This window comes from Thiocapsa bogorovii (genome assembly GCF_021228795.1).
GTDB classification, from domain to species: Bacteria; Pseudomonadota; Gammaproteobacteria; order Chromatiales; family Chromatiaceae; genus Thiocapsa; species Thiocapsa bogorovii.
The window spans coordinates 4,243,122-4,266,234 of the sequence record NZ_CP089309.1; the positions used below are offsets into that span (position 1 = coordinate 4,243,122).

Annotated in this window: 21 protein-coding genes; 14 read left to right on the forward strand and 7 right to left on the reverse strand. The window is 63.8% G+C overall.

What is annotated here, in order from left to right; translation table 11 throughout:
- Positions 1–24: 24 nt before the first annotated feature.
- The 3 genes from ileS to murJ all read right to left on the reverse strand — a co-directional run bounded on the left by ileS (position 25) and on the right by murJ (position 5,843).
- The gene (gene ileS / locus LT988_RS18815) at positions 25–2,856 is read right to left on the reverse strand and encodes an isoleucine--tRNA ligase (protein ID WP_232407046.1); all 2,832 of its coding nucleotides are present in this window, start codon (positions 2,854–2,856) and stop codon (positions 25–27) included.
- Between the two features lie 248 nt (positions 2,857–3,104).
- A complete protein-coding gene (gene ribF, locus LT988_RS18820) occupies positions 3,105–4,112 on the reverse strand; it encodes a bifunctional riboflavin kinase/FAD synthetase (RefSeq protein ID WP_232407047.1) in 1,008 nt (335 codons plus the stop codon).
- A 195-nt stretch (positions 4,113–4,307) separates the two neighbouring features.
- The gene (murJ, locus tag LT988_RS18825; RefSeq protein WP_232407048.1) at positions 4,308–5,843 is read right to left on the reverse strand and encodes a murein biosynthesis integral membrane protein MurJ; all 1,536 of its coding nucleotides are present in this window, start codon (positions 5,841–5,843) and stop codon (positions 4,308–4,310) included.
- A gap of 526 nt (positions 5,844–6,369) precedes the next feature.
- On the opposite strand from murJ, the gene rpsT reads away from it, so the two are divergent.
- Positions 6,370–6,633, forward strand: coding sequence for a 30S ribosomal protein S20 (gene rpsT / locus LT988_RS18830; RefSeq protein WP_093187601.1), 264 nt, complete (start codon positions 6,370–6,372; stop codon positions 6,631–6,633).
- Between the two features lie 202 nt (positions 6,634–6,835).
- Here rpsT and lgt read toward each other — a convergent pair whose 3' ends face one another.
- Positions 6,836–7,663: a prolipoprotein diacylglyceryl transferase gene (lgt, locus tag LT988_RS18835; protein WP_232407049.1), complete on the reverse strand. Its 828-nt coding sequence runs from the start codon at positions 7,661–7,663 to the stop codon at positions 6,836–6,838.
- 317 nt (positions 7,664–7,980) lie between these two features.
- Between lgt and LT988_RS18840 the strand changes: the two genes are divergently transcribed.
- Positions 7,981–8,745: a sensor histidine kinase family protein gene (locus LT988_RS18840; protein ID WP_232407050.1), complete on the forward strand. Its 765-nt coding sequence runs from the start codon at positions 7,981–7,983 to the stop codon at positions 8,743–8,745.
- A gap of 208 nt (positions 8,746–8,953) precedes the next feature.
- On the opposite strand, the gene LT988_RS18845 is transcribed toward LT988_RS18840, so the two are convergent.
- The 3 genes from LT988_RS18845 to LT988_RS18855 are packed head-to-tail and all read right to left on the reverse strand — an operon-like array spanning position 8,954 to position 12,526.
- Positions 8,954–9,838: an endonuclease/exonuclease/phosphatase family protein gene (locus tag LT988_RS18845; protein WP_232407051.1), complete on the reverse strand. Its 885-nt coding sequence runs from the start codon at positions 9,836–9,838 to the stop codon at positions 8,954–8,956.
- A gap of 38 nt (positions 9,839–9,876) precedes the next feature.
- On the reverse strand, positions 9,877–11,973 hold the full coding sequence (locus LT988_RS18850) for a hypothetical protein (protein ID WP_232407052.1): 2,097 nt from the start codon (positions 11,971–11,973) through the stop codon (positions 9,877–9,879).
- Positions 11,974–11,977: 4 nt separating this feature from the next.
- Positions 11,978–12,526: a Smr/MutS family protein gene (locus tag LT988_RS18855; RefSeq protein WP_232407053.1), complete on the reverse strand. Its 549-nt coding sequence runs from the start codon at positions 12,524–12,526 to the stop codon at positions 11,978–11,980.
- A gap of 506 nt (positions 12,527–13,032) precedes the next feature.
- Here LT988_RS18855 and surE point away from each other — a divergent pair.
- The 12 genes from surE to LT988_RS18915 all read left to right on the forward strand — a co-directional run bounded on the left by surE (position 13,033) and on the right by LT988_RS18915 (position 23,075).
- Positions 13,033–13,782, forward strand: coding sequence for a 5'/3'-nucleotidase SurE (gene surE, locus LT988_RS18860; protein WP_232407054.1), 750 nt, complete (start codon positions 13,033–13,035; stop codon positions 13,780–13,782).
- A 29-nt stretch (positions 13,783–13,811) separates the two neighbouring features.
- Positions 13,812–14,444, forward strand: coding sequence for a protein-L-isoaspartate(D-aspartate) O-methyltransferase (locus tag LT988_RS18865; protein WP_232407055.1), 633 nt, complete (start codon positions 13,812–13,814; stop codon positions 14,442–14,444).
- A gap of 253 nt (positions 14,445–14,697) precedes the next feature.
- Positions 14,698–15,555, forward strand: coding sequence for a peptidoglycan DD-metalloendopeptidase family protein (locus LT988_RS18870; RefSeq protein ID WP_232407056.1), 858 nt, complete (start codon positions 14,698–14,700; stop codon positions 15,553–15,555).
- A gap of 30 nt (positions 15,556–15,585) precedes the next feature.
- Positions 15,586–16,620, forward strand: coding sequence for an RNA polymerase sigma factor RpoS (rpoS, locus tag LT988_RS18875; protein ID WP_232407057.1), 1,035 nt, complete (start codon positions 15,586–15,588; stop codon positions 16,618–16,620).
- Between the two features lie 227 nt (positions 16,621–16,847).
- Positions 16,848–18,281 carry a cytochrome-c oxidase, cbb3-type subunit I gene (ccoN, locus tag LT988_RS18880; protein WP_232407058.1) on the forward strand — a complete coding sequence of 478 codons (1,434 nt, stop codon included), beginning with the start codon at positions 16,848–16,850 and terminating at the stop codon, positions 18,279–18,281.
- Between the two features lie 18 nt (positions 18,282–18,299).
- On the forward strand, positions 18,300–19,046 hold the full coding sequence (ccoO, locus tag LT988_RS18885; protein ID WP_232407059.1) for a cytochrome-c oxidase, cbb3-type subunit II: 747 nt from the start codon (positions 18,300–18,302) through the stop codon (positions 19,044–19,046).
- Positions 19,039–19,254, forward strand: coding sequence for a cbb3-type cytochrome c oxidase subunit 3 (locus tag LT988_RS18890; RefSeq protein WP_232407060.1), 216 nt, complete (start codon positions 19,039–19,041; stop codon positions 19,252–19,254). The genes ccoO and LT988_RS18890 overlap by 8 nt, the downstream gene beginning before the upstream one ends.
- A complete protein-coding gene (gene ccoP / locus LT988_RS18895) occupies positions 19,241–20,155 on the forward strand; it encodes a cytochrome-c oxidase, cbb3-type subunit III (protein ID WP_232407061.1) in 915 nt (304 codons plus the stop codon). Before LT988_RS18890 ends, ccoP begins: the two co-directional genes overlap by 14 nt.
- Positions 20,156–20,226: 71 nt before the next feature.
- Positions 20,227–20,373: a hypothetical protein gene (locus LT988_RS18900; RefSeq protein WP_232407062.1), complete on the forward strand. Its 147-nt coding sequence runs from the start codon at positions 20,227–20,229 to the stop codon at positions 20,371–20,373.
- A 321-nt stretch (positions 20,374–20,694) separates the two neighbouring features.
- Positions 20,695–22,125, forward strand: a complete 1,431-nt coding sequence (gene ccoG / locus LT988_RS18905) for a cytochrome c oxidase accessory protein CcoG (RefSeq protein WP_232407063.1) — start codon at positions 20,695–20,697, stop codon at positions 22,123–22,125.
- 168 nt (positions 22,126–22,293) lie between these two features.
- Entirely contained in the window at positions 22,294–22,482 is a 189-nt protein-coding gene (locus LT988_RS18910) for a hypothetical protein (RefSeq protein ID WP_232407064.1), read from the forward strand.
- A 77-nt stretch (positions 22,483–22,559) separates the two neighbouring features.
- Complete coding sequence (locus LT988_RS18915) at positions 22,560–23,075, forward strand: FixH family protein (RefSeq protein ID WP_232407065.1); 516 nt, start codon at positions 22,560–22,562, stop codon at positions 23,073–23,075.
- Positions 23,076–23,113 lie beyond the last annotated feature (38 nt).

The following is a 23,113-nucleotide window of genomic DNA, read 5'->3' on the forward strand; positions in this document are numbered from 1 at the left end:
ACGTTCGTCGCAGACGCGTGCGGTTTAGGCATAGCGGCGGATCTCGCCGCTGCCTGCGACGTTCTCTACGCAGCGTCCGCAGAGCTCGGGATGCTCGGTAGAGGTGCCGACGTCGGGCCTGTGATGCCAGCAGCGCACGCATTTGGTGTGCTTGGAGGGGCGCACCCGGACGGCGAGTCCAGTCAGCTCGGTCTCGACCGCATCGGTCGGCTGCTCGCTTGACGGGCGCAGACGGATCTCCGAGGTGATGAGCGCAAAGCGCAGCTCGTCGCCCAGTTGAGCGAGGAGGGCGTAGAGGGGTTCGCCGCAATAGAGATCCAGCTCGGCATCCAGCGACGAGCCGATCAGTCCGGCCTTGCGCGCCGTCTCCAACGCGGGTCCGACGGCGAGGCGGGTTGCGATGACCTGATCCCAGAATGCCCGATCCATGGGGTCTCCGTCGGCCAGCGGGAAGAGGCCCTCGTACCAGGTCTCGACGAAGACGGTTTCGGCGCGCTCGCCCGGCAGATGTTGCCAAATCTCCTCGGCGGTGAAGCTGAGGATCGGAGCGAGCCAACGGCTCATGGCCTCGGCGATGTGGTACATCGCGGTCTGGCAGGAGCGACGCGGTAGGCTGTCCGCCTGGGTGGTGTACTGACGGTCTTTGATGACGTCGAGATAGAAGGAGCCCATGTCGACGACGCAGAACTGCTGGACCTTCTGATAGATGACGTGAAACTGGTAGTCGCGATAGGCCTCGATGACCTCTGCCTGGAGGCGGAAGGCGCGGTCCACGGCCCAGCGATCGAGCTCGAGCATGGCATCGGGGGCGACCTGATCCTTGGCCGGGTCGAAGCCGTCGAGGTTCGCGAGCAGGAAGCGCGCGGTGTTGCGAATCCGCCGGTAAGCGTCCGCGGTGCGTTTGAGGATCTCCTCGCTGACGCCCATCTCCGCGCGGTAGTCGGTCGCCGCGACCCACAGACGGATGATGTCCGCGCCCAGGGTCTTCATGACATCCTGCGGCTTGACCACGTTGCCCTTGGACTTGGACATCTTCTCGCCCTTCGCGTCCACCGTGAAGCCGTGGGTGAGGACTTGACGGTAGGGCGCGCGATCGTGCATCGCGACGGAGGTCATGAGCGAGCTTTGGAACCAGCCGCGGTGTTGATCCGAACCCTCGAGATAGAGGTCGGCGGGCGCGCGCAGCCCCTCGCGATGCTCCAGCACGCAGGCGTGGGTGACGCCCGAGTCGAACCAGACATCCAGGGTATCCTGGACCTTCTCGTACTCCGCGCCTTCGGTCTCGCCGAGCAAATCGACCGGCTCGAGCGCGAACCAAGCCTCCACGCCCTTCGCCTCGACCCGGCTCGCAACCTCCTCGATCAGTTCGGGGGTGCGTGGATGCAGCTCCCGGGTCACCTTATGGACGAGGAGCGTGATCGGCACGCCCCAGGTGCGCTGACGCGAGATACACCAATCGGGCCGACCCTGGACCATGCCCTCGATCCGGCTCTGGCCCCAATCGGGCATCCAGCTCACATGGCCGATCTCGCGCAGTGCGGCCTTGCGTAGCCCCTGCTTCTCCATACTGATGAACCACTGCGGTGTGGCGCGGAAGATGATCGGGGTCTTATGGCGCCAGCAATGCGGATAGCTGTGGGTGAAGCGGGTCTCCAGCAGCAACGCGCCCTTGGCCTTCAAGGTTTCGACGACATGCTCGTTGGCCTTGAAGACGTTTTCGCCCGCGAACAGCGGCGTGTCCGGGAGGAAACGTCCATCGCCGCCGACCGGGTTGTGGACCGGCAGGTGATAGCGCTGACCGACGATGTAGTCCTCCAGACCGTGGCCGGGTGCGGTGTGGACCGCACCGGTGCCGGCATCGAGCGTCACATGCTCGCCGACGATCACGGGCACCTCGCGGTCGTAGAAGGGGTGCTTGAGCTTGAGGCCCTCGAAATCGATCCCGCGAGCATAGCCCAGCACCCGATACTGCTCGATACCCCAGCGGTCCATGGTGTCCTTGAGCAGGCCCTCGGCGACGATCAGACGCTCATGACCGTGCGCGGACTCGACCGCGACGACCACGTATTCAAGCTCGGCGTTGAGTGCGACCGCCTGATTCGCCGGAAGCGTCCAGGGCGTGGTGGTCCAGATCACGATCGAGGCCGGACCCTCGCCGCAGCCGTTGGGCGTGCCGTGACAGCGCGCCTCGAGCGTCTCGGGCTCGACGACCGGAAAACGGACGTCGATCGCGATGGATTGCTTGTCGGCATATTCGACCTCGGCCTCGGCCAGGGCGGAACCGCAGTCGATGCACCAGTGCACGGGCTTGAAGCCCTTTTGGACATGACCGTTGGCGATGATCCGCCCGAGCGAGCGGATGATCTCGGCCTCGAAGGCGAAGTCCATCGTGAGATAGGGATTGTCCCAGTCGCCGAAGACGCCGAGACGCTTGAAGTCGGTGCGCTGGCCGTCGACCTGCTTGGCCGCATACTCGCGACAGGCGACGCGAAATTCCGCGGCGCTGATCTTGTGGCCCGGCTTGCCCTTCTTCTTCTCGACCTGCAGCTCGATCGGCAAGCCGTGACAGTCCCAGCCCGGCACATAGGGTGCGTCGAAGCCGTCGAGCGTGCGCGCCTTCACGATGATGTCCTTGAGAACCTTGTTGACCGCATGACCGATGTGGATCTCGCCGTTCGCGTAGGGCGGGCCGTCGTGGAGGATAAAGGTCTCGGCCCCCGCGCGTGCTCGGCGGATTGCGGCATAGAGCGCCATCGACTCCCAACGCTTGAGCATCTCGGGCTCGCGCTGGGCGAGGTTCGCCTTCATCGGGAAGCCCGTGTTCGGGAGATTCAGGGTGTCTTTGTAATCGGTCACGTGGCTTGGTCTCGGTGCGTCGGAAGGGTGTCGCGTAGGATCCTCGGACGGGCTCCGGGGCGAACAAAGGGTGATTGTGGCTTGCTCGGCCCCGGGAGGCAAAGTTGATCGACCCGGCTGACGCCTTTCGTGCGCGGGTAGATCACCGGCACCCGGCCGCCGGGCTCAGGCCTTCGCCGTGTCCCCGGGGCGGCCGATCGAGATCGGGTCGCTTCAGGTCCGCGAGGTTCGGGCGTCGCGTCGAAAGCCTAACATCGAGCCGCCCCGGGGTTTGAGGTCGAAGGCTCGCAGTGCCCGTCGGGGTCATGCGGGCCGGCCGATCGGAGATATTCCCGCGCCACACGCGCATCGATCTGGATCTGCTCCTTGAGGGCATCGAAGGACTCGAACCGCTTTTCGTCGCGCAGCTTCAGCCGAAACTCGACCTCCAAGTGATGTCCGTAGATCTCCCGATCGAAGTCGAAGAGATGGACCTCGAGCCGATAGTCCTTGCCGTTGACGGTCGGGCGTGTGCCGACATTGGCGACGGCCGGGAGCGGGGTCGGGCCGAGTCCGGACACCATGACGGCGTATACGCCGCGCACCGGGCTGAAACGACGGTGCAGGTCGATGTTCGCGGTCGGAAAGCCGATGCTGCGACCGCGCTTGGCGCCATGGGAGACGCGACCCTGCATCCGGTAAGGCCGCCCGAGGAGATGGCGGGCTTGCTCGAGGTCGCCGCGACCGAGCGCCTCGCGCACACGGGTGCTGCTGATCCGCTCCGTGCCGTGCGTGATGGTATGTAGATCCTCGACCTCGAAACCGCTGTCGTCGTTCCGACCGGCCTGGCCCATCGCGTGCAACAGGGCATAGTCCCCCTCGCGGCCGCGACCGAAGCGGAAGTCGTCTCCGACCAGAAGGTAGCGCACGCCGAGCCCGTCGAGCAGGAGCCGCTGTACGAAGTCGCGTGCACCCATCCCGGCGAGCTTCGGGTTGAACTCAAGGAGCATGACCTGCTCGATGCCGCAGTCTTGGATCGCCGCCAGCTTTTCGCGCAGCCGCGTCAGTCGCGCGGGGGCCGACTCGGGCGCGAAGAACTCCATCGGTTGAGGCTCGAAGGTAATGACGGTCGCCGGCAAACCGAGCTCGCGTCCGCGCGCCAACAGTCGCTGAAAGACGGTGCGATGTCCCAAGTGGACACCGTCGAAATTGCCGATGGTCGCGACGCAACCTCGGTCGGTCGGGCGCAGGTTGTGTAAGCCTCGGATCAGCCGCATTGCCATCTGCCTCGGGAAACCGGAACGCCAGTATACGCGAGCACCGGAAGGCCTCGAACCATCCCCGACGTTTGACGCTCGCACAAGCTGTCTCGACGACATCCGTCCGACTCTCGCCGACGTCGAGCACCGTTGCTTGGCCCGGTCTCGGGGCAGGGCGAAACCCGGTTGAATCCTGCCGCGAGTGGGTTGGCCCTATTCCCGCCCCATGAAGTGTCGCGGGCGGATGCCCATCGCCAGCAGAGCCGCCGCATAGACGGCCCCGCCGATCAGAATCCACATCAGCAGACGCCAGATCCGTTCACCCGGACCCATGGCGATCCAGTCCGCGGTCACGCCGACCACCAGATAAATGACGATGCCCATCGCCAGATTGGCGATCAGCGCCTTGATCATTAGCGGGATCCATGTGCGCTTCGGTCGAAAGATGCGGTCCCTGAGTAGGCCGCGCAGCAGCAAGCCGGCGTTGGTGATGGCCGCGATCGTCGTGGCCGCCGCAAGTCCGGCATGGCCGAAGGGAAACATCAGGATCAGGTTGAAGGTCATGTTGGTCACGAGTGCGATGACCGCGATCCGCACCGGTGTCTTCATGTCCTGACGGGCATAGTAGCCGGGCGCCAGCACCTTGATCCCCATGAAGGCGACCAGGCCGAGCGAATAGGCCATGAGGCTCAGTCTCGCCTTCTCCACATCGTTCGCACCGAACTCGCCCGAATAGAAAAGGGTCGCGATCATTGGGCCGGCCAGGAGCAGAAGGCCCACGGCGCAAGGCACGCCCAGCAACAGGACCCAACGCAGCGCCCAATCGATCGTGTAGGAAAAGGCGACTGGATCGTCGGCGGCATGACGCTGCGACAGGCGCGGCAGGATGACAGTCGCCAGCGCGACGGCGAGGATTCCCAGTGGAAATTCCATCAACCGGTCGGAGTAGTAGAGCCAGGAGATGCTTCCCGTGACGAGGAAAGAGGCGAGCAGCGTATCGAGCAGCAGACTGATCTGGCCGACCGAGACCCCGAATAGTGCCGGCACCATCAGCTTCACCGTCTTGCGCACGCCGGGATCCGTGGTTGCCAGGCGCGGACGGGGCAGCAGCTTGAGCTGGCGCAGGAAGGGGACCTGAAAGAGCAGCTGCGCGATCCCGGCGATGAAGACGCCCCAGGCCAGCGCGACGATCGGACGGTCCATCAGCGGTGCGAGATAGACCGCGCAGAGGATCAGCGAGATGTTGAGCAGGACGGGCGTAAAGGCCGGGATGCCAAAGCGCTCGTAGGTGTTCAGGATGCCGCCCGCGAAGGCGGTCAACGAGATAAACAAGAGATACGGAAAGGTCAGACGCAGCATCTCGGTGGCCAGGGCGAGCTGCTCCGGCTCGTTCACGAAGCCCGGGGCGAAGACCAGGATCAAGACGGGCGCGCCCACGACACCCAGCACCGTGACCAGCAGCAACATGGTCCCGAGCGTGCCGGCGACTGCGTCGACATAGGCCTTGAGCGCGTCGAAACCGCGTTTCTCCTTGTACTCGTTCAGAACCGGCACGAACGCCATGGAGAAGGCGCCTTCGGCGAAAAGGCGTCGCATGAAGTTCGGGATCTTGAAGGCGACGAAGAAGGCGTCCGTTCCGGCGTCGGCGCCGAAGATCCGGGCGACGACCAGGTCGCGCACGAAGCCGAGGACCCGCGAAAGAAAGGTATTGCTACCGACCTTGGCGATCGAGGCGGCGAGTGAGGCCACGGATGGAGGGACTCCGAAAAAAGCGCGGAGTATATACCGAGTGCCCCCGGGCTTATCGCGCCATTGCGCCCCCCGCGTACGACGGGTCGGCGTTGCGCATCCCCGTCGCGGGGCCGCTACACCTCGTCGGTGCGCCCTGTCCCGGCGCGCTCAGGGCGTGCTTCAGGGGGCGTAGCGGCCGTCATCCGGGGGGTGAGGCGTCGGATGATCAAGATCGTCAACCACGTCAAACCCAGCGTGCGGCACGAAGCGGTCAGCTGCCGGGCCGAGGTTAATAGCGCGTGGACTGTTGCTGATACAGCTGCTGGTTGCGCTGTGCCTCCCAAGCCTCGCGATCGCGCTGCTGCTGGAACTCCTTCTCGTGCTGATCGTACGCGAAGGCACCGAGAGCGCCGACGCCGGCCCCGATCAAGGCACCGCGACCGGCGTTGGCGCGCACAGATTGACAGCACCCGAGGTCGCATGGATACTACGCGGTCTTTACTCGGATTACAGCATTACAGCGCCGGATTTTCAGGAGACCCCTTTGGCCAACTCAGCACAAGCCCGCAAGCGCGCCCGTCAAGCAGAAGACCGTCGTCAGCAGAACGCCTCGCAGCGAAGCACCCTGCGCACCTTCATGAAGAAGGTGATCAAAGCCATCCAGGCCGGCGACAAAGAAGCCGCCGTCCAAGCCTTCAAGGACGCGGTTCCGCGTATCGACCGTGCCGCGCGCAAGGGCCTCATCCACGCCAACAAGGCCGCCCGTCACAAAAGCCGGATGAACGCCCACATCAAGGGCATGAGCTAGTCGCTCCTCGGCACCGATCTCCGGCGCACGAAAAAACCGGCCTTTGAGGCCGGTTTTTTTATGTCTTCACGGGCGAGGCCGAGATGCCGCCGTCATCGATCGGCCCTGAGCGTTCCGATTGCAGGATGTCGAGAGCAGAAGGGCGAGAGCCGATACCGAGCATCCCGCATCGACCGGCCGCCTGCTCTCGGAGGGTCCTGGCCTAGGCTGCGCGACGTCTGTAGGCGAGCGCGAGCAGCAGCGCGCCGAACAGGATCATGGGTGTCGAGAGCAGTTGACCCATAGTCAGCCAGCCGAAGGCGAGATAGCCGATATGGGCATCCGGCACGCGCACGAATTCCACGGCAAACCTGGAGAGACCGTAGCCGAGCAGGAAGACACCCGAGACGGCCATCACGGGCCTTGGTTTACTGGAAAAGATCCAGAGGACAAGGAATAGGGCGAGACCCTCGAGCGCGGCCTGATAGAGCTGCGAGGCATGCACCGGGATGCTCCAAATGGTCCCTGCGGGAAGATCCGCGCACTGCGCCGGAAATTCCAGACAGGGAAGGCGCATCCCCCAGGGCAGATCGGTCCGATGTCCCCAGAGCTCGCCGTTGATGAAATTGCCGATCCGCCCGGCGAAGAGCCCTAGAGGAACGAGCGGCGCGAGGAAATCGCCGACCTGGAAAAACTGCATGCGATGGCGGCGTGCGAACAAGTAGATCGCGATGAGCACCCCGATCAGCCCGCCGTGGAAGGCCATTCCGCCCTCCCAGACCTTCAGAATGTTCAGCGGGTTTGCGGCAAGCTGGTCGAAGCCGTAGAAGAGCATGTAGCCGAGTCGACCCCCGACGATGGTGCCGATAACCCCGTAGAAAATGAGGTCGTCGACCATCTCTGTGGTCCAACCCGATCCCGACCGGCCTGCCCGCCAGCGCCCCAGCATCCAGGCGGCACCGAATCCAACGAGATACATGAGCCCGTACCAATGGATCCGCAGGGGTCCAAGGCCGAGTGCGACGGGGTCGATGTCGGGGTAGGTCAGCATGTCGTCGACTAGTATACAGCCCGGCGGCGGGTTTCAGGATGTCGGTTTGAGGGCAGGGTTCGGACATGAGTTGAAGTCCCGCGCGCTGCACGCCTTGACGATCAAGGCCAAGACACCGCAAGAGAAGGAAGGCCGCGGAAGGCCGCTGACCCGAGCCCGACCGCGGCGGCAGGGGGTGGCTCGCGCGTCATATAGGGTGTGGCGAGGAACGAACCGCACCGACTTAGGGCCACCTCGTGGCACGGTGCGGTTCGTTCCTCACCGCACCCTACGTGTTTAGAATCTCATCGGAGATGGATCGGGGTGCACTCCGGGACATGAGCCCGTACACGCCGCCGCTGAGCCGTCTGACCCTGCGCCTCGGCGTGCTGGTTCAGCTCGCCTTCCTCCACGTCGACTCCCCGGTGCTCGGCGATCAGGCCGGAACCCTGTGGGCAATCCGTTTGGAATCGAGCATCCCGGTCAGCGTCCTCGCCTTCCTGCTAAGTTTTCATCCCCGATTCGCGGCCATCGATCAGCCCGTTGCCGCGGCCGTGGTGTTGCTCAACGGCCTGACCACCGCGTCCGCCAACCTGCTGTTCGATGCCGAGGCGACCATGTATTTCGTCCCCGGCACCGTTGTTGTGGCCATGTACGGCTATGTGCTGCTGGGCCTGCGCTTCGCCTGGGCCGCGACGCTGGTCGGCATGATCGTTGCGATCAACCTGCTGACCTTGTGGGCCCTCGATACCCCGGCGGACCTGATGGCCAAGGCCCTCTACATGTTGGTCATCTCTACCGGCATCCTGACCGTCGGCGCCTATCGCATGGAGATGACCAGCCGGACGGAGCAATACACGGCGGAGAAACTGCTTGCCCGAGAGCGTCATGAGCGCGAGACGGAGGCGGCGCGCATCGCCTGGCTGGAAAACCTCGCCCACTTCCTGCGCCACGAGCTGCGCAACAGAGTCACGGGAGCGCGCACCTCGCTCGATCTGCTGGAGCGGCACACGCCCGACGACGACCGCAGCTGCGTCTATTTCGAGCGGGCGCGAGCGGGCCTGAAGGTGATCCAGCGCCCGCTGGAGAGCGCGAGCGGGTAGGTTGGGGTGAGGCACGAACCCCAACATCCCCCGGCCCCGTGCCATCGTTGGGGTTCGCGATGCTCACCCCAATCGACGCCGTCCGCGACCATCGGCGATCGCGGGGGCTTCGGCTGCCGTTCTTTGCCTGGCGCGTGCGCCGTCACGTTCCATCCATCCACAGGGCGCGCAACGCGGATCGGCCGGATGGTCTGAAGAGGCGCCCGACTCAGGGCGACGGGACCAGATTGGCCCAGACACCGTAGTGGTCGGACGGCGGGTTCGTTTGCCCCGTCAGGCCGACCGCGATAGGGACCAGCCGCGAGGTGCTGAGGATGCGGTTCAGCCGCCGGCCGGACTCCGCCGCGAAGGCGTGGCCGCGGGCCAGGGGGTTGGCCTCCGGGTCGTAGCTGAAGCCCGGCTCGCCGGGGCGTAGCCGGGTCCAGGCGTCGGTCCAGCTCGCGAGACGGGCGGTCTCTGGCTCCTGGTCGCCGAAGTTGAAGTCGCCCAGCCAGAGCGTGAGTCCCCGACGGGGCAGGCGCTCCTGGACGAAGGCGATCTGCGCTTTGCGCGCGACCTGGTCCTCCCGCAGGCTCTTCAGGTGCGCGTTGGCCACCACCAGGGTCTCGGTCCCCAGATCCAGGGTGGCGAACAGGGCGTAGCGCCCCATGGCGCTCGGCAGCTTGCGGTAGGCGATCTTGGCGAACGGATAGCGTGAGAGCACCAGCAAGCCGCCCGGCGGCGCCTCCGATCCCTCGACGCTGACGTGGTAGCCGGCCCAATCCTTATTCTCGGCCAGGATCGCCATGAATTCGGCGGTCACTTCCTGCAAGGCGACGATGTCCGGGTCCAGCGCCTTCGCCTGCCGCAGCAGCGCCCATGCCCGCGTCGTGCTCGCGGTTTCGAACACAAGGCCCAGCAGCCGCTCCGGCGGGTAGGGCGCCAGTACGTTCCAGGTCAGCACCCGGATAGCGTGCGCTGCAAGGGGCTGGGACTCGTCCTCCGGTGCGATGCCGGCGGCATGGGCGCAGACACAGAGTGCGGCCAGCATCGCCGGCAGCCATCGCCTGCCCGGGGTCCGGCGGAAGCGTCCGGCAAGCTCCGCGCGTGTCATTCCGAGCATGTCTCGGGAGATACGGCGAGCGTCAGTGCTTACGGCCGCGCCGCGTTCTGCGCGGATACCGAGGGCGACGTCTGGAGAAACGCGCGCGCGGCGCCGCCGAAGTCTAACTCCGGCAGTTTGGGGTAGAGGCGGCCCGAGAACTGGGGCGCCCAGTCGAGATTCTCCCCCTGTACCTCCGCCGGCAGCGGGTCGACGAGCTTCGCCCCGGGTCGGATCGGGCGCTCGGGCGTCGCCGAGAAACCGGCCACGCCGGTATAGCCGAAGATGCCGTAGAAGGCCTCGGCCCCGTAGCTCCCTGCCGGGCTCAGGATCGCCGCCCTGCGCGCGGGGCCCGGGGGCGGCGGGTTTTGGTCGGACTTGTGCGGCTCGTCGAAGGCCTCGAAGGCGTGGATCTGAACGCCGTGCTCGCGCGACCAGCGGAACGCGGCGTTCAGGAAGGCGGCGCTCAGCCGATCGTTGAAATAGGTTCGGACGATGTCGAGGCCCGGCTCGTCGATCCGGGTGTCCGCGTCGGCGAGATGCTCGGCGATGCGCGCGAACGCGGATTCGGGTGGCGCCGCTCGCTCGCCGGCGAGAGCGCCCGGGAGGTTGAAGCCGATGCCGTCGGTGGGGTGGCCGATCTCGCCGATCATGAGGTCGATCGCCTTGCCGTCGGCGAGCCCGGCGATCGCCGCTTCGAGTCGGCGCCACTGGATCGCGAGCTCGCCGTGCTCCGGATCGAAGAAGACGTCCCAATTCCCGGTGATTCGCGCCTGCTCCACCGCTTCGGGGCTCGGATAGATGTTTTCCATGAGTACGTCCGCCCCGCCGATCAGCTCGCGGACGTCTTGCGTGAACCGGCGAATCGCCGGATCGGTCGCGTCCGCATCGACGCTCCGAAAACGGCGGCCGCGCACGCCGACCGCCAGCGCGAGGCCCTCGAAGTCGCCGCCCGGTGCCATCTGCGCCCACGCGAAACGCACCATCTCGGTCACCTGTCGGGTCGGGGTCATCCGCGCGTCGCTCGGCACAGCGGGCTCGACGTACTCGTTGGAGAGGATCAGATGGGTGACGGTGCCCGGATGACGGTCGTTGGCGGCCTGTGCCTGGGCGAGTGCCGAGCGGATGGCGAAACGCATCCGCGGGTTGACCAGGGTGCCGTCGACGGCGACGTTCGGCACGCCCTGCTTGATCCTGAGAAGGGTCTTGCCGGCCCGTGCGTTGATCTCGGCGGCGGCGAGTGCGACCTGCGCATTGGCGTCGCCGAGGAAGAAGCCGGGATTCAGGACGGCCCCCGGTGCGTCTTTCTCCGCGGGCTCGAAGAGCCGCAGATGCACGGCGTCGAGTGCCAGGTCATGCCCTGCCGTTCCCGTGGTCTCTACGACGATCCGCTCGGGAGAAGGGACCACCCAAGTCGCCTCGGGCGGGAAGTAGACATACAGCTCGTCCGTCGCGCGCTGGGTGGTCGGTGTCGGGGCGCCCGGGGCGAAGAAATCGACCCGGTTTTCGGCCCACACGGGGAGGACGACGAAGTCCTCGTCGCCGAGTCTGCGCCAATAGCCGACCTCGTAGCCCGTGCCGTAGGTGGCCAGTGTCAAGGGTGCACCGCCAGCCTCCCGGACGAGAAACTCGAGCTGGCGATAGACCGACCCTTGATGGTCGACGGGGCGCGCCGGGCCCGGTGTCTTGCCCTCGAAGGCCCGAAAATAGCTTTGACTCCAAGCGCTCGATCCGGCGTCGCGCAGCGCGGCGAGGTCGAGCGTCAGGCCGCCGTGCGCCTCGATCGTGCTGACACCTCCCCGATCGTCGAACCGCAGCGAGACATGCTGGTATGCCGACCAGAGACCGTTCGGCGGCGGGATTGGCGAGATGCCGCCGCGATAACTGTTGAACGCGGGTGTGTAGCGTCGGCCGGATGCGAAGGGATTGTCGCCCCGAGTGCTCCACTGGCCGACGTAGGGCTGATAGGCGAGACCCAGGATCGGGCCGTTCGCCGCGTGCACGGTCATGGTTGCGAGCGTCCAGAAAGGCGCGGCGATCAGGCCGGCCAGCATGATGCGCGCAGGGCGACGATACGCGGGAGACGACTGCGCTCGAGGATCCCCGGCAGCGCAGAGGTGATTCGGGTCGGGGCGAGGCGCCGACATGGGTTCAGGGTGTCCGGCCTGACTTGTTCGGGTTGCGCAGCAGGACATAAACGGCACCGGTTCCGCCGTCGCGTCGCGTGGCCGAGCAGAACGCCAGCACCTCTTCGTAGAGGCGCAACCAGTAGTTGACCTTTTGTTTAAGCACCGGCTGTCGTTCCGCCGACCGATAACCCTTGCCGTGGACAATGAGCGCGCAGCGAACGTGGCGTCGACGGCATTCGGCAATGAACTCGGCGAGAAGCGTTCGCGCTTGCTCGGCATGGAGCCCGTGCAGGTCGAGCTCGAGCCCGACCTCGATCCCGCCGCGCTGCAGCTCGGACATGAGGCGCCGCTGGACCCCGGGTCGGGCGAAGAGGAGGAATTCGTGGGTCTCGACCTCGGACTCGGACAACCGCGGAACGCCCGTCTCCTCGGGCAGCGCGACGGGGCGTGGGCGCGGGATCGGCGGCGGCTTGCGCCGCTCGTGCTCGATCCGATCGTGTCGAACCGGCTGGGCATCCTGGACATGTTCACGAAACAATGCCAAATCAGATTCTTGGATTTGTTTCTTCATGTCTGGACAGGGTATCGTTGCGCTTCGGCGGTAAGGTGCCGCCTGTCTGTCCGATATAGGACAGCATGAGGAGGCGAAAGTCCGCATGCACCATCACGCCGGCATCCGCCGGGTCGGTCTGGATCGGTCTCGTGATCTTGCGTCGAGCGGTCGTCCGGCCTCGCAGTATAGCAGCGCTGATCGGCCGAGGCGCTCGGGGTGCCGCTCAGGATGCTTTTGAGTATGATCCGGGCGTCCCTGACGATACTGCGCGTCGGACCTGTGCAAGACCTGCGTGCGAGCAGTGCCTGTTCGCCGTGAAAGCGGCCTCTGTGCAACCGCGTTCGGGAGAGGCCCCTGTCGTCTCGGTGCGGCGATTCGGTTGCCGGGCGGCTAGGTCGTCGGTGCGGTGTCCGTATCGGCGGATGGCCTCGATCTAAACCGCGTCAAGCGCATGGATTTTGATGTCCGGATGCGGTGGATCCTGATCAAGTATCGGTTTTTCTACGGACGCGGTTTAGGACCACATGAAGATTCTCGTAAGCAACGACGACGGTTATCAGTCGCCCGGTTTGATCAGGCTTGCCGACGCCCTTTCCGCGCTCGGGGAGGTCCTCGTCGTGGCGCCCGAGCGCGACCGCAGCGGTGCCAGCAACTCGTTGACGCTGGATGTGCCCCTTCGAGCGACCCGGATGGCGAACGGCTATATCCGTGTCGACGGGACCCCGACGGATTGCGTCCACATTGCGTTGACCGGCTTGGTGGATGTCGATCCCGATATCGTGGTGGCCGGGATCAATCACGGTCCGAATCTCGGCGACGACGTGCTCTATTCAGGGACCGTTGCGGCCGCTACCGAGGGCCGGTTTCTCGGTCTGCCCGCGATCGCCGTGTCCATGTACGCTCACGAGCCCGAGCACCTGGAAACCGGCGCGGCGGTGGCGGTCGAGCTTGTCACCCGGTTACGGGAGGCCCCGCTCGAATCCACGATCATCCTGAACGTCAACGTCCCGGACGTTCCGTACGACCGGATCAAGGGTTTCGTCGCGACCCGCTTGGGGCACCGGCATAAGGCGGAGGCCGTCGTCCCGGCGTTGGATCCGCGCGGGCGTCGCATCTATTGGGTCGGGCCCGCAGGTCCGGAGCAGGACGCCGGGCCCGGTACGGATTTCTTCGCCGTGCGCAGCGGTTTCGTCTCGATCACCCCGCTGCAGGTCGACTTGACGCGGCATAGCGCCTTGGAGTCGGTAGGCCAGTGGTTGGATACGCGCCCTTGAGTGCCGGGTCTGTTCATCAAGGGATCGGGATGACCTCGCAGCGCACACGCGCTCGCCTGATCCAGCGTCTGGAAGAGGCGGGGATTCGAATGCCCGAGCTCCTCGACGTGATCCGGCGATTGCCGCGCCATCTGTTCGTCGACGAGGCTCTGGCGAGCCGGGCCTACGAGGACTCGGCACTTCCGATCGGCCATGGTCAGACCATCTCTCAGCCTTACACGGTCGCGCGGATGACCCAGGCATTGATGGAGGCATCCAAGCCCGATACCGTGCTCGAGATCGGCACCGGCTCCGGTTTTCAGACGGCCGTTCTGGCGCTGCTGGTCCGTCGAGTCTACAGCGTGGAGCGGATCGGAGCCTTGCTCGACCGCGCTCGGGATCGACTGCGATTGCTCGAATACCGAAATATCCGGTTTCGCCATGACGACGGTGCCTTGGGATGGCCCGAGTATGCGCCCTTCGACGGCATCCTGGTCACGGCGGCGCCGCGCGGTGTGCCGCGTGCGCTCGCCGAGCAGCTCGCGCCCGGAGGCGTCATGATCCTGCCCATGTGGGACGGCGAGACTCAGGTGCTCGTGCGCGTCACGCGCACGCCACAGGGCTTCGAGCAGGAGGTTCTCGAGTCGGTCAGTTTCGTACCTCTCGTTTCGGGGGTGGCTTGAATCTGGATCGAGCAGTCGATCGCTCGGAAACGGGTCAAGAACGAGCAAAACAATTGGGCGAAAGAATACCTTTGCCACGTCTGTCGTTGTCGTAATCGACAACGGTGAGTCTTGGTGCTCGACTCATTTCTGGAACACGACTGATTGCCGTATGCATTGGATGGATAACATTTACACCTCCAGCGGCCTGCGCGCTCTCCCGCCGGGTGATGGTCTTTGCGGGCCCCGCACACCACCCGCGCGGCGTTGCGCGATGCTGTTGATCGGCTTCTCCGGGCTTGTCCTCTGCGTGATCTTGCTGCTCGGGGGGTGCGCCTCGAAAGCGCCGGCACCGGTCGGGGGATGGGATTGGGTCGGACCGGCTCCGGATGGCTACTATCTCATCCGCCAGGGCGACACGCTCAGCGAGGTCGCGACTCGGCACGGCGTCGGTCTTCGCACGCTAGCGAGCTGGAATGGATTGGAGTCGCCCTATTCGATCTATGCCGGTCGCCTCCTTCGGATCGAGCCCCCGGACGGTTCGCCTCCGCCGCAGCCGTCCCCGGCACCGGGGAGTCCGGCGGTGGTCGCTGCCCCGACGCCCGCGAGCCCTGCACCCGCGGCGAGTCCGGCCGGTGCAGGGAGTCCGACAGCAGCGGCGGGTCCGGCGCGGGCGGCCAGCTCCGAGCCCACGTCGCGAGGCGTGCCTCGAACGGATTCGGTCCGCTCCGTCGCCAGTCCGGCCGCGGCCACCGGGGTCACTTGGGCCTGGCCGCTCAAGGGATCGCTCGTTCAGACATTCAGCGACGGCGACCGTACGCGCCAAGGGATCCGCATTCGCGGGCGTGCTGGCGAGCAGGCCACAGCCGCGGCTGATGGCCAAGTGGTCTACAGTGGCGGTGGACTCAAAGGGTACGGCAACCTTATCATCATCAAACATAACGACAAATATCTGAGCGCCTACGGCTTCAATCGCAGGCTGCTCGCCGCCGAGGGGGATCGGGTCAAGCGCGGACAAGCGGTCGCGGAGATAGGTCAAGCGGTCGAGGGGGGCGGCTACCTTCTGCATTTTGAAATCCGCCGAGACGGCGCGGCCGTCGACCCGCTACTCTACCTGCCTCCGCGAACGTAAACACGTCCGACCCGACGGAGGAAGATGTGGATGTCAAGCGCCGATCCGCGTGAGCCCAAGGTCGATGTTCCCGATCTCGCATCGGACCTCGACGGAGAGATCTTGCTCGACGGCGAGGACTCCGAGCCGACCGACGACGACATCGACGTGGTGGACGCGGACGCCGTCGAGCCCGAGCCGAGCCAGCCGGCAGCGAGCGAGTCCCCGACCGAGCGTTTCAGCTCGGGCGAGGGCGATTTCGACGCCACGCGCCTGTACCTGAACGAGATCGGAGAATCCAAGCTCCTCACCGCCGAGGAAGAGATCAGCCTCGCACGGGCAGCCCAGAGCGGCGACAACGCCGCGCGCCAGCGCATGATCGTCTGCAACCTCCGATTGGTCGTGAAGATCGCTCGGCGCTATCTCAATCGGGGTTTACCCCTTCTGGATCTGATCGAGGAGGGTAACCTCGGGTTGATCCGCGCGGTCGAGAAATTCGATCCGGAGAGGGGGTTCCGCTTCTCGACCTATGCCACCTGGTGGATCCGCCAGACCATCGAGCGGGCGATCATGAACCAGACCCGGACCGTGCGTCTGCCGATTCATGTCGTGAAGGAAATCAACATCTATCTCAAGGCTGCGCGCAAACTCTCGCAGCGCCTCGATCACGAGCCTACGACCGAGGACATCGCCGTCCTACTGGACAAGCCGATCGGCGAGGTCAAGCGGATGCTCGGTCTGAACGAGCGCATTGCCTCGGTGGATACGCCCTACAGCAAGGATGCGGACAAACCGCTCGTCGACATGCTCCAGGACGAGGCCGCAGACGACCCGGCCGACCGCATCCAGGACAACGATATTCAAGCCAATCTCGAGCACTGGCTCGGAAAGCTCAACGCCAAGCAGCGCGAGGTGGTGGAGCGTCGCTTCGGTCTGCACGGCTATGAAAATTCGACCCTCGAGAACGTCGCCCAGGAGCTGGGTGTGACCCGCGAGCGGGTGCGCCAAATCCAGATGGATGCGTTGCGACGACTGCGGGATATCCTCGAAAAAGAAGGGTTTTCGATCGACGCTTTTTTCAAGTGATACCGTCCGTCCGGATGTCGAAATGCCCCGCTCGGACCTGATCCAGGTCAATGACTGTTGCGGTATATCCCATATGGATCAGGTCAGATGCCCTGCTCCTATGTTGACTTTCGGACTCCGATCCAGTGATATGACCCGCGCACTGTCGCCCGATGGAGTGACATCACGAGACGGCTGGATCGCCTTATAAATCTTGTTGTTTTCCCGACGTTTTCTGGGAGGGTCTAATGGAAGCCAGTCTGGAACGGAAGTACAACCTCGACGTTGTACGCTGGTTCACGGTCATGGCCGTCGTCTACCTGGTGGTGGGCGCGTCTGTCGGGGTTTATATCGCAGCAGAGCTGGCTTGGCCGGCACTGAATCTGGATAGCCCCTATCTATCGTTCGGGCGTCTGCGCCCGCTTCACACCAACGCCGTCATCTTCGCCTTCGGCGGATGTACCTTGATGGCGACTGCCTTCTACACCGTCCAACGCACCTGCGGCGCGCGCCTCTGGAGCGACAAGATGGCGTGGTTTACCTTTTGGGGTTGGAATCTCGTCATCGTTCTGGCCGTGATCACCCTTCCGTTGGGCTTGACCCAATCGAAGGAATATGCAGAGCTTGAGTGGCCGGTCGACATCCTGATCGCCGTGGTTTGGCTGTCGTTCACCATCAACTTCGTGATGACGATCGCCAATCGGAAGTCCTCGCACATCTACGTGTCGAACTGGTTCTTCCTCGGCATGATGATCATGATCGTCTATCTACATGTGGTGAACAGCCTGGCGATTCCGGTCGGGCTCTTCAAATCCTATTCGGTCTTTTCGGGCGTACAGGACGCCATGATCCAGTGGTGGTGGGGACATAATGCGGTCGGGTTCTACCTAACGGCCGGTTTCCTCGGGATCATGTATTACTTCGTACCGAAGCAGGCGGGGCGTCCGATCTACTCCTACCGTCTCTCGGTGATCCATTTCTGGGCCTTGATGTTCGGTTACGTCTGGCTCGGCGCGCATCATCTGCAATATACCGCGCTGCCTGATTGGACCGGGTCACTCGGCGCCGCTGTCTCCATCGCGATGATCATCCCGTCGTGGGGTGGTGCCGTGAACGGCATGATGACCCTCTCGGGTGCCTGGGATCGGCTGCGGACCGACTACGTCCTGCGCTTCTTGATCATCGCACTCGCCTTCTACGCCATGTCGACCTTCGAAGGGCCCGTCATGTCGCTGAAGACGGTCAACGCTCTTTCTCACTACACGGACTGGACCATCGGTCACGTCCATTCCGGTGCGTTGGGCTGGGTTGCGGGGATCTCGATCGGAGCGATCTACCACCTCATGACGCGGCTTTATCACACCGAGATGTTCTCGGTGCGGTTGATCAACTTCCACTTTTGGACGGCGACGATCGGAACCGTAATCTACATCGTGGCCATGTGGGTTTCGGGGATCATGCAGGGTCTGATGTGGCGTGCCTATGACGAGTACGGCACCCTGGCCTACACCTTCGTCGAATCCGTAGACGCGATGCACCCCTATTACGCGATGCGAACCGTCGGTGGTGCGATCTTCCTGCTCGGTGCCATCGTGATGCTGTTCAACATCCTGATGACCGTGCGCAAGTCGTTGTCCGAAGGCAGCCTGAGCAAGGCGCGCGCCTTGCCGGCAGCGGCATGATCCCCGGAGTAGCATCTCATGGCTGATAAAAAGGCAAAGCCGAAGTCCTTCCAGGAATGGATGGAGGTCAATATATGGGGCCTGCTCATCGTGACGGCCTTGGTGTTGTCGGTGGGCGGATTGGTTGAGATCGTCCCGCTCTTCTATATGAAGAACACCATGGAGTACCACACCTATCCGGAGATCGTGTGGGATAAGGCCGGAGAAGAGCCGATCGTCGTCGTCGACGAGGCCGGAAAAGAGCAATGGAATTGGGCAGCGGGCGAAGGAATGCGCCCCTACACGGCGCTCGAGCTGGCCGGGCGAGACGTCTACCAGCGCGAGGGTTGCTACCTCTGTCACTCGCAGATGATCCGTCCGTTCCGCGACGAGCGCGAGCGTTACGGGCACTATTCGCTGGCCTCCGAGTCCATGTTCGATCATCCATTCCAGTGGGGCTCGAAACGGACCGGTCCGGATCTCGCGCGGGTCGGCGGAAAATACTCCGACGAGTGGCAGCGCCAGCATATGCGTGCGCCGCGGTCCTTGGTCCCCGAGTCCGTCATGCCGGGGTATCCCTGGCTGGACGAGAATTACCTCAGCGGCAAGAAGATGCAGAGGCACATGCGCGGGATGCGCACGGTGGGCGTGCCTTACTCGGACGCCGATATCGAGGCTGCGCCGGCACTGGTGGAAGGCAAGACCGAAATGGATGCTCTGGTGACCTATCTGCAGGTCCTCGGCACCATGGTCGCGCTCGACGAGTCCAAGACCTACCGTGAGTAGTCTCAGCGACCATTTCCAGACCGATTGGCAGGCGATGACGACGAATGATTGGATCGGCACGATCCTCACCGTTGTCGTCTTCCTGCTGATGGTCGGTGCCTACTTCTACGTCTTTCGTCCCAAGAATCGGGAAAAGCTTGAAGCCATGAAACATATCCCGTTCGAAGAGGACAACGAGAACACCGGAGACCTACATGGCCGAAAATAACCCCTTTCCCGGTGAGAACAACACCGGACATGTCTGGGACGACAACCTGCGGGAACTGGCGAATCCACCCCCGCGGTGGTGGATGCTCGGATTTTGGGCGTCCATACTCTTCGTGATCGTCTACACGATCCTCTATCCGAGCTGGCCGGTCGGTCAGCAGGCGACACCCGGTCTCCTAGGGTGGACGCAGATTCAAGAGTACGAGCAGGGTGTGGCTCAAGTCGATGCGAAGCGCGGTCCGTTCGAGGAACAGATCAGCCAGATGACCGCCGAGGAGATTATTGCCGATCCGGGCCTGCTGCAATACACACTGGCATCGGCCAAGGTCTTGTTCGGCGATTATTGCTCGGCCTGTCACGGCAGCGGCGGGCAAGGCAATCCCGGCTACCCGGTCTTGGCCGACGACGACTGGCTCTACGGCGGCTCGATTGCGAAGCTGAAAGAGACGATAACGAACGGTCGAAAAGGAGCGATGACCGCCCATGCGAATATCCTCTCCCAGGAGGAGATCGATGCGCTCGCACACTGGGTCGTCGAAATGCACGACGGCAGCGAGGGTAGTGCAGCCGGTTGGGAGCTGTATCGTGCCAAAGGTTGCAACGCCTGCCACGGCGAGAAGGCGAACGGAGTACTCGCCGAACTTCCGGGCGGAGAGATCGTGAGCGTCGGTGCGGCTAATCTGACCGACAGCATCTGGCGTTTCGAGCCGGGCGGCTTCGAGAGCGCACGTCACACGATCATGTATGGCGTCAATCAGCCCGGCATTCCGGAGACGCGTGATGCGGTGATGCCGGCCTTCGGCTCGGTCGCGAAGGTAGACGATGTCGAGGTTCGGAAACTCGACGATCAGGACATCAAGAAGCTCGCCATTTACGTTCACGAGCTCGGCGGAGGCGGATGATACGCGTCTAAAGATGCGCGGGCCGGCCTGCCGGCCCGCGGACAACACGCGGAGCAGGGGAGGAGAACGGCATGACCGGCGGACTGACGTGGGACTTCGTGACTTTGATGTCGCTCGCAATGGTTGTTATCGCGATCCTGATCATCGTATTCCTGATCTACAAGGTCATCACCTTGATGAACCGGGATGCGGAGGCGCACAAGAACAAAGAGTCTTGAAGGCGTCGGACTTGATATAACGCCATCGAGGGGGATCTAAGATCCCCCTTTTTTTGTAGCGTAAATGACTTCGGAATCAAGTGGTTGCGTTTGCGAAAACGCATGGTCAAAAAGAGTCGTGAGGCGTAACTTATCATTTATGTGGAGGCGGCATTCGGTCGACGCCTTGAGGCCGACGTCGTTTTCAGGCAGATCCGGCCGGATCCGATCCGGCAGATCATGCATCCGCCGCTTCCCCCATGCGCGACACCGAGATGCGAGTTCAGCTCGATGCTGGGACACCGCTTGTGGAAAACGTCGACCCCGTTGTGGAGATGGTCAGTGAGCACGAATCCTGTGGCAACCCAAACCGCCGTTGACGACCTCTATGCCGAGGCCGAGCATTGGCATGTCAATACCGGCGGCGAAACGATCCACGCCAAGCGTCTTGCCGGACGGTGGCGAACCATCAAGTGGGCCGCCGCCTCGGTTTGGTTGATCTACTTCCTCGGTCCTTATCTGCGCTGGGACGGTCGGCAGGCGGTCTTGTTCGATATTCCGAATCGCCAGTATCACATCTTCGGCGCGACGGTTCTGCCGCAGGACTTCTGGATGCTGTCGTTGTTGTTGCTGTTCTTCGCCATCCTCCTCGCCGTGGCGACCGCGTTGGTCGGCCGGGTCTGGTGCGGCTATTTTTGCTTTCAGACGGTCTGGACCGACATCTATACCTGGATCGAGGAGAAACTCGAGGGGAGTCCGCCGCAACGTCGGAAGCTCGACAAGTCGCCCATGTCCCTGAGCAAGCTTCGGATCAAGGCGACCAAACATGCGCTCTGGTTGTTGATCGGCTTCATCACGGGTTTCAGCTTCGTGGCCTGGTTCACGGACGCACCGACCCTTTGGGGCAGCTTTTTCGCCGGCGAGTCCGGTGCCGTCGCCTACATCACGGTGGCGCTCTTCACTGTCGGAACCTACGGCTTGGCCGGCTTCATGCGTGAACAGACCTGTTTCTGGCTCTGCCCCTATGCGCGCATCCAAGGCGTGATGCTCGACAAGACAACGATCGTCCCGACCTACGACGTTGCGCGTGGCGAGCCCCGTGGACGCGTGAAGCGCGGCGAAACCGGTGAAACGCGCACGGGCGGCGACTGCGTCGACTGCAACCAATGTGTTGCCGTCTGTCCGACCGGTGTCGATATCCGTAATGGACAGCAGGAAGGCTGCATCACCTGTGCGCTCTGCATCGATGCATGCGATCAGGTCATGGATAAGGTCGGGCGACCGCGCGGCCTGATCCGCTATGCCTCGCTGGACGAGCTCGAAGGTTTGCCCACCAAGACGCTCCTGCTGCGTCCGCGTGTCTGGGTTTACGCGGCGATCATGAGTGTCGCGCTTGCAGGGATCCTCTACGGGTTTTCGACCTTGGCGGCGATCGACCTCAAGGTCCTGCACGAACGCGCGCCGCTCTATGTGCGGCTCAGCGACGGATCCATCCAGAACAAATACACACTGAAGATCCTCAACAAGATGCCCGAAGAGCTCGCCGTGCGGATCAGCGTGACCGGTCCCGACGGCTTGACGCTCGTCGGGGCGGAGGAGCCGATCGTGGCGCCGCCGGGCGGAGTGACCCCTGCTGTTGTGTTCGTCAAGGTGCCGAAGCGCTCGCTCGACGGTGAACAGCATCCGGTGCGGTTTCATGTCCAAGCGGCGCGACCGTCCGGCGCTCTGGTCGAGGCCGACCGGGACAGCGTCTTCATCGGACCACGTCGTTAGCCAGCTTTCCAGCTCCGAGCGCGACGGACGCCGTTCGGTGCTTGTCTCATGAAAACGGTCGCATTGGTCTATGGATGAGATGGAGAGCTTGGGGGACGCAAAGCGGCTCGGTCGCGACGTCCTTCGGGACATGCCACGATCGTCCTGACGGGCCTGGTGTTCGCGATTGTGGCTTCTGCTTCAATCGGCGCGGACGCGCTGTCTTACCTCCTGATGCGGCTCGTGGACATGGATCACGACACCCTTTCCCGTCTTGAGCAGGGCGTCGAGCTTGTCACCGTCTCGGCGCTGTTGGCCCTTGCGGTCGGCGTCGTTCGAGTCGGCTCATCGGCTCTTTGGATGCAGAAGGCAGCATAGACAGGTCGGCATGGGAGCTCGTTCGGCACAGCCGACGGGCCGCTGCCCGAACGGTATCGACATCGAGGTAAACGAATATGCAAACAAGTAGCCAACCCCCTTCCGAATCGACCCCGGCGTTCCGAAGTCCCTGGGTTCTGGCATGGATCGGCCTGATCGTCACGGTACTCGCCGTGAACCTGACCTTCGTGTTTCTCGCGATCCGCACCAATCCCGGGTTGGTCAACGCGGACTATTACGAACGTGGTCAAGACTACGAGCAAACGATGGTCTCGCGTCTCGCCCGTGACCCCGGTTGGCTGATGCGTGCGGATATCCCAAAGCCCCTCACTGCCGGTGCGGAAGCGTCGATTCGCCTGGTCCTGGTTGACAAGGCCGGTCAGCCCGTCGATGTCGACGAGGCGTCCTTCTACGCGTACCGACCGTCCGATGTCTCGCGCGATTTCGCCTTGCCGATGATTCGCGAGGCCAAGGGACGCTATTTGGTCGAGACGTCCTTTCCGCTGATCGGCGTTTGGGACATCCTGATCGCCGCGAAGACCGGCGAGGACGAATACAGCGTCGGCGAGCGTGTCAACGTCGCTCGCCCCTGAGGTCCGAACGCCTCCGGTTTCGAGCCAAGAATCCGAGG

Bases quoted from the DNA above. Each gene is read 5' to 3' on its own strand.
- ribF (WP_232407047.1), bottom strand. From the start codon at position 4,112: ATGCGGCTGATCCGAGGCTTACACAACCTGCGCCCGACCGACCGAGGT.
- lgt (WP_232407049.1), bottom strand. From the start codon at position 7,663: ATGCTGACCTACCCCGACATCGACCCCGTCGCACTCGGCCTTGGACCC.
- LT988_RS18840 (WP_232407050.1), top strand. From the start codon at position 7,981: ATGAGCCCGTACACGCCGCCGCTGAGCCGTCTGACCCTGCGCCTCGGC.
- LT988_RS18845 (WP_232407051.1), bottom strand. From the start codon at position 9,838: ATGACACGCGCGGAGCTTGCCGGACGCTTCCGCCGGACCCCGGGCAGG.
- LT988_RS18850 (WP_232407052.1), bottom strand. From the start codon at position 11,973: ATGTCGGCGCCTCGCCCCGACCCGAATCACCTCTGCGCTGCCGGGGAT.
- LT988_RS18855 (WP_232407053.1), bottom strand. From the start codon at position 12,526: ATGAAGAAACAAATCCAAGAATCTGATTTGGCATTGTTTCGTGAACAT.
- surE (WP_232407054.1), top strand. From the start codon at position 13,033: ATGAAGATTCTCGTAAGCAACGACGACGGTTATCAGTCGCCCGGTTTG.
- LT988_RS18865 (WP_232407055.1), top strand. From the start codon at position 13,812: ATGACCTCGCAGCGCACACGCGCTCGCCTGATCCAGCGTCTGGAAGAG.
- LT988_RS18870 (WP_232407056.1), top strand. From the start codon at position 14,698: ATGCTGTTGATCGGCTTCTCCGGGCTTGTCCTCTGCGTGATCTTGCTG.
- rpoS (WP_232407057.1), top strand. From the start codon at position 15,586: ATGTCAAGCGCCGATCCGCGTGAGCCCAAGGTCGATGTTCCCGATCTC.
- ccoN (WP_232407058.1), top strand. From the start codon at position 16,848: ATGGAAGCCAGTCTGGAACGGAAGTACAACCTCGACGTTGTACGCTGG.
- ccoO (WP_232407059.1), top strand. From the start codon at position 18,300: ATGGCTGATAAAAAGGCAAAGCCGAAGTCCTTCCAGGAATGGATGGAG.
- ccoP (WP_232407061.1), top strand. From the start codon at position 19,241: ATGGCCGAAAATAACCCCTTTCCCGGTGAGAACAACACCGGACATGTC.
- LT988_RS18900 (WP_232407062.1), top strand. From the start codon at position 20,227: ATGACCGGCGGACTGACGTGGGACTTCGTGACTTTGATGTCGCTCGCA.
- LT988_RS18915 (WP_232407065.1), top strand. From the start codon at position 22,560: ATGCAAACAAGTAGCCAACCCCCTTCCGAATCGACCCCGGCGTTCCGA.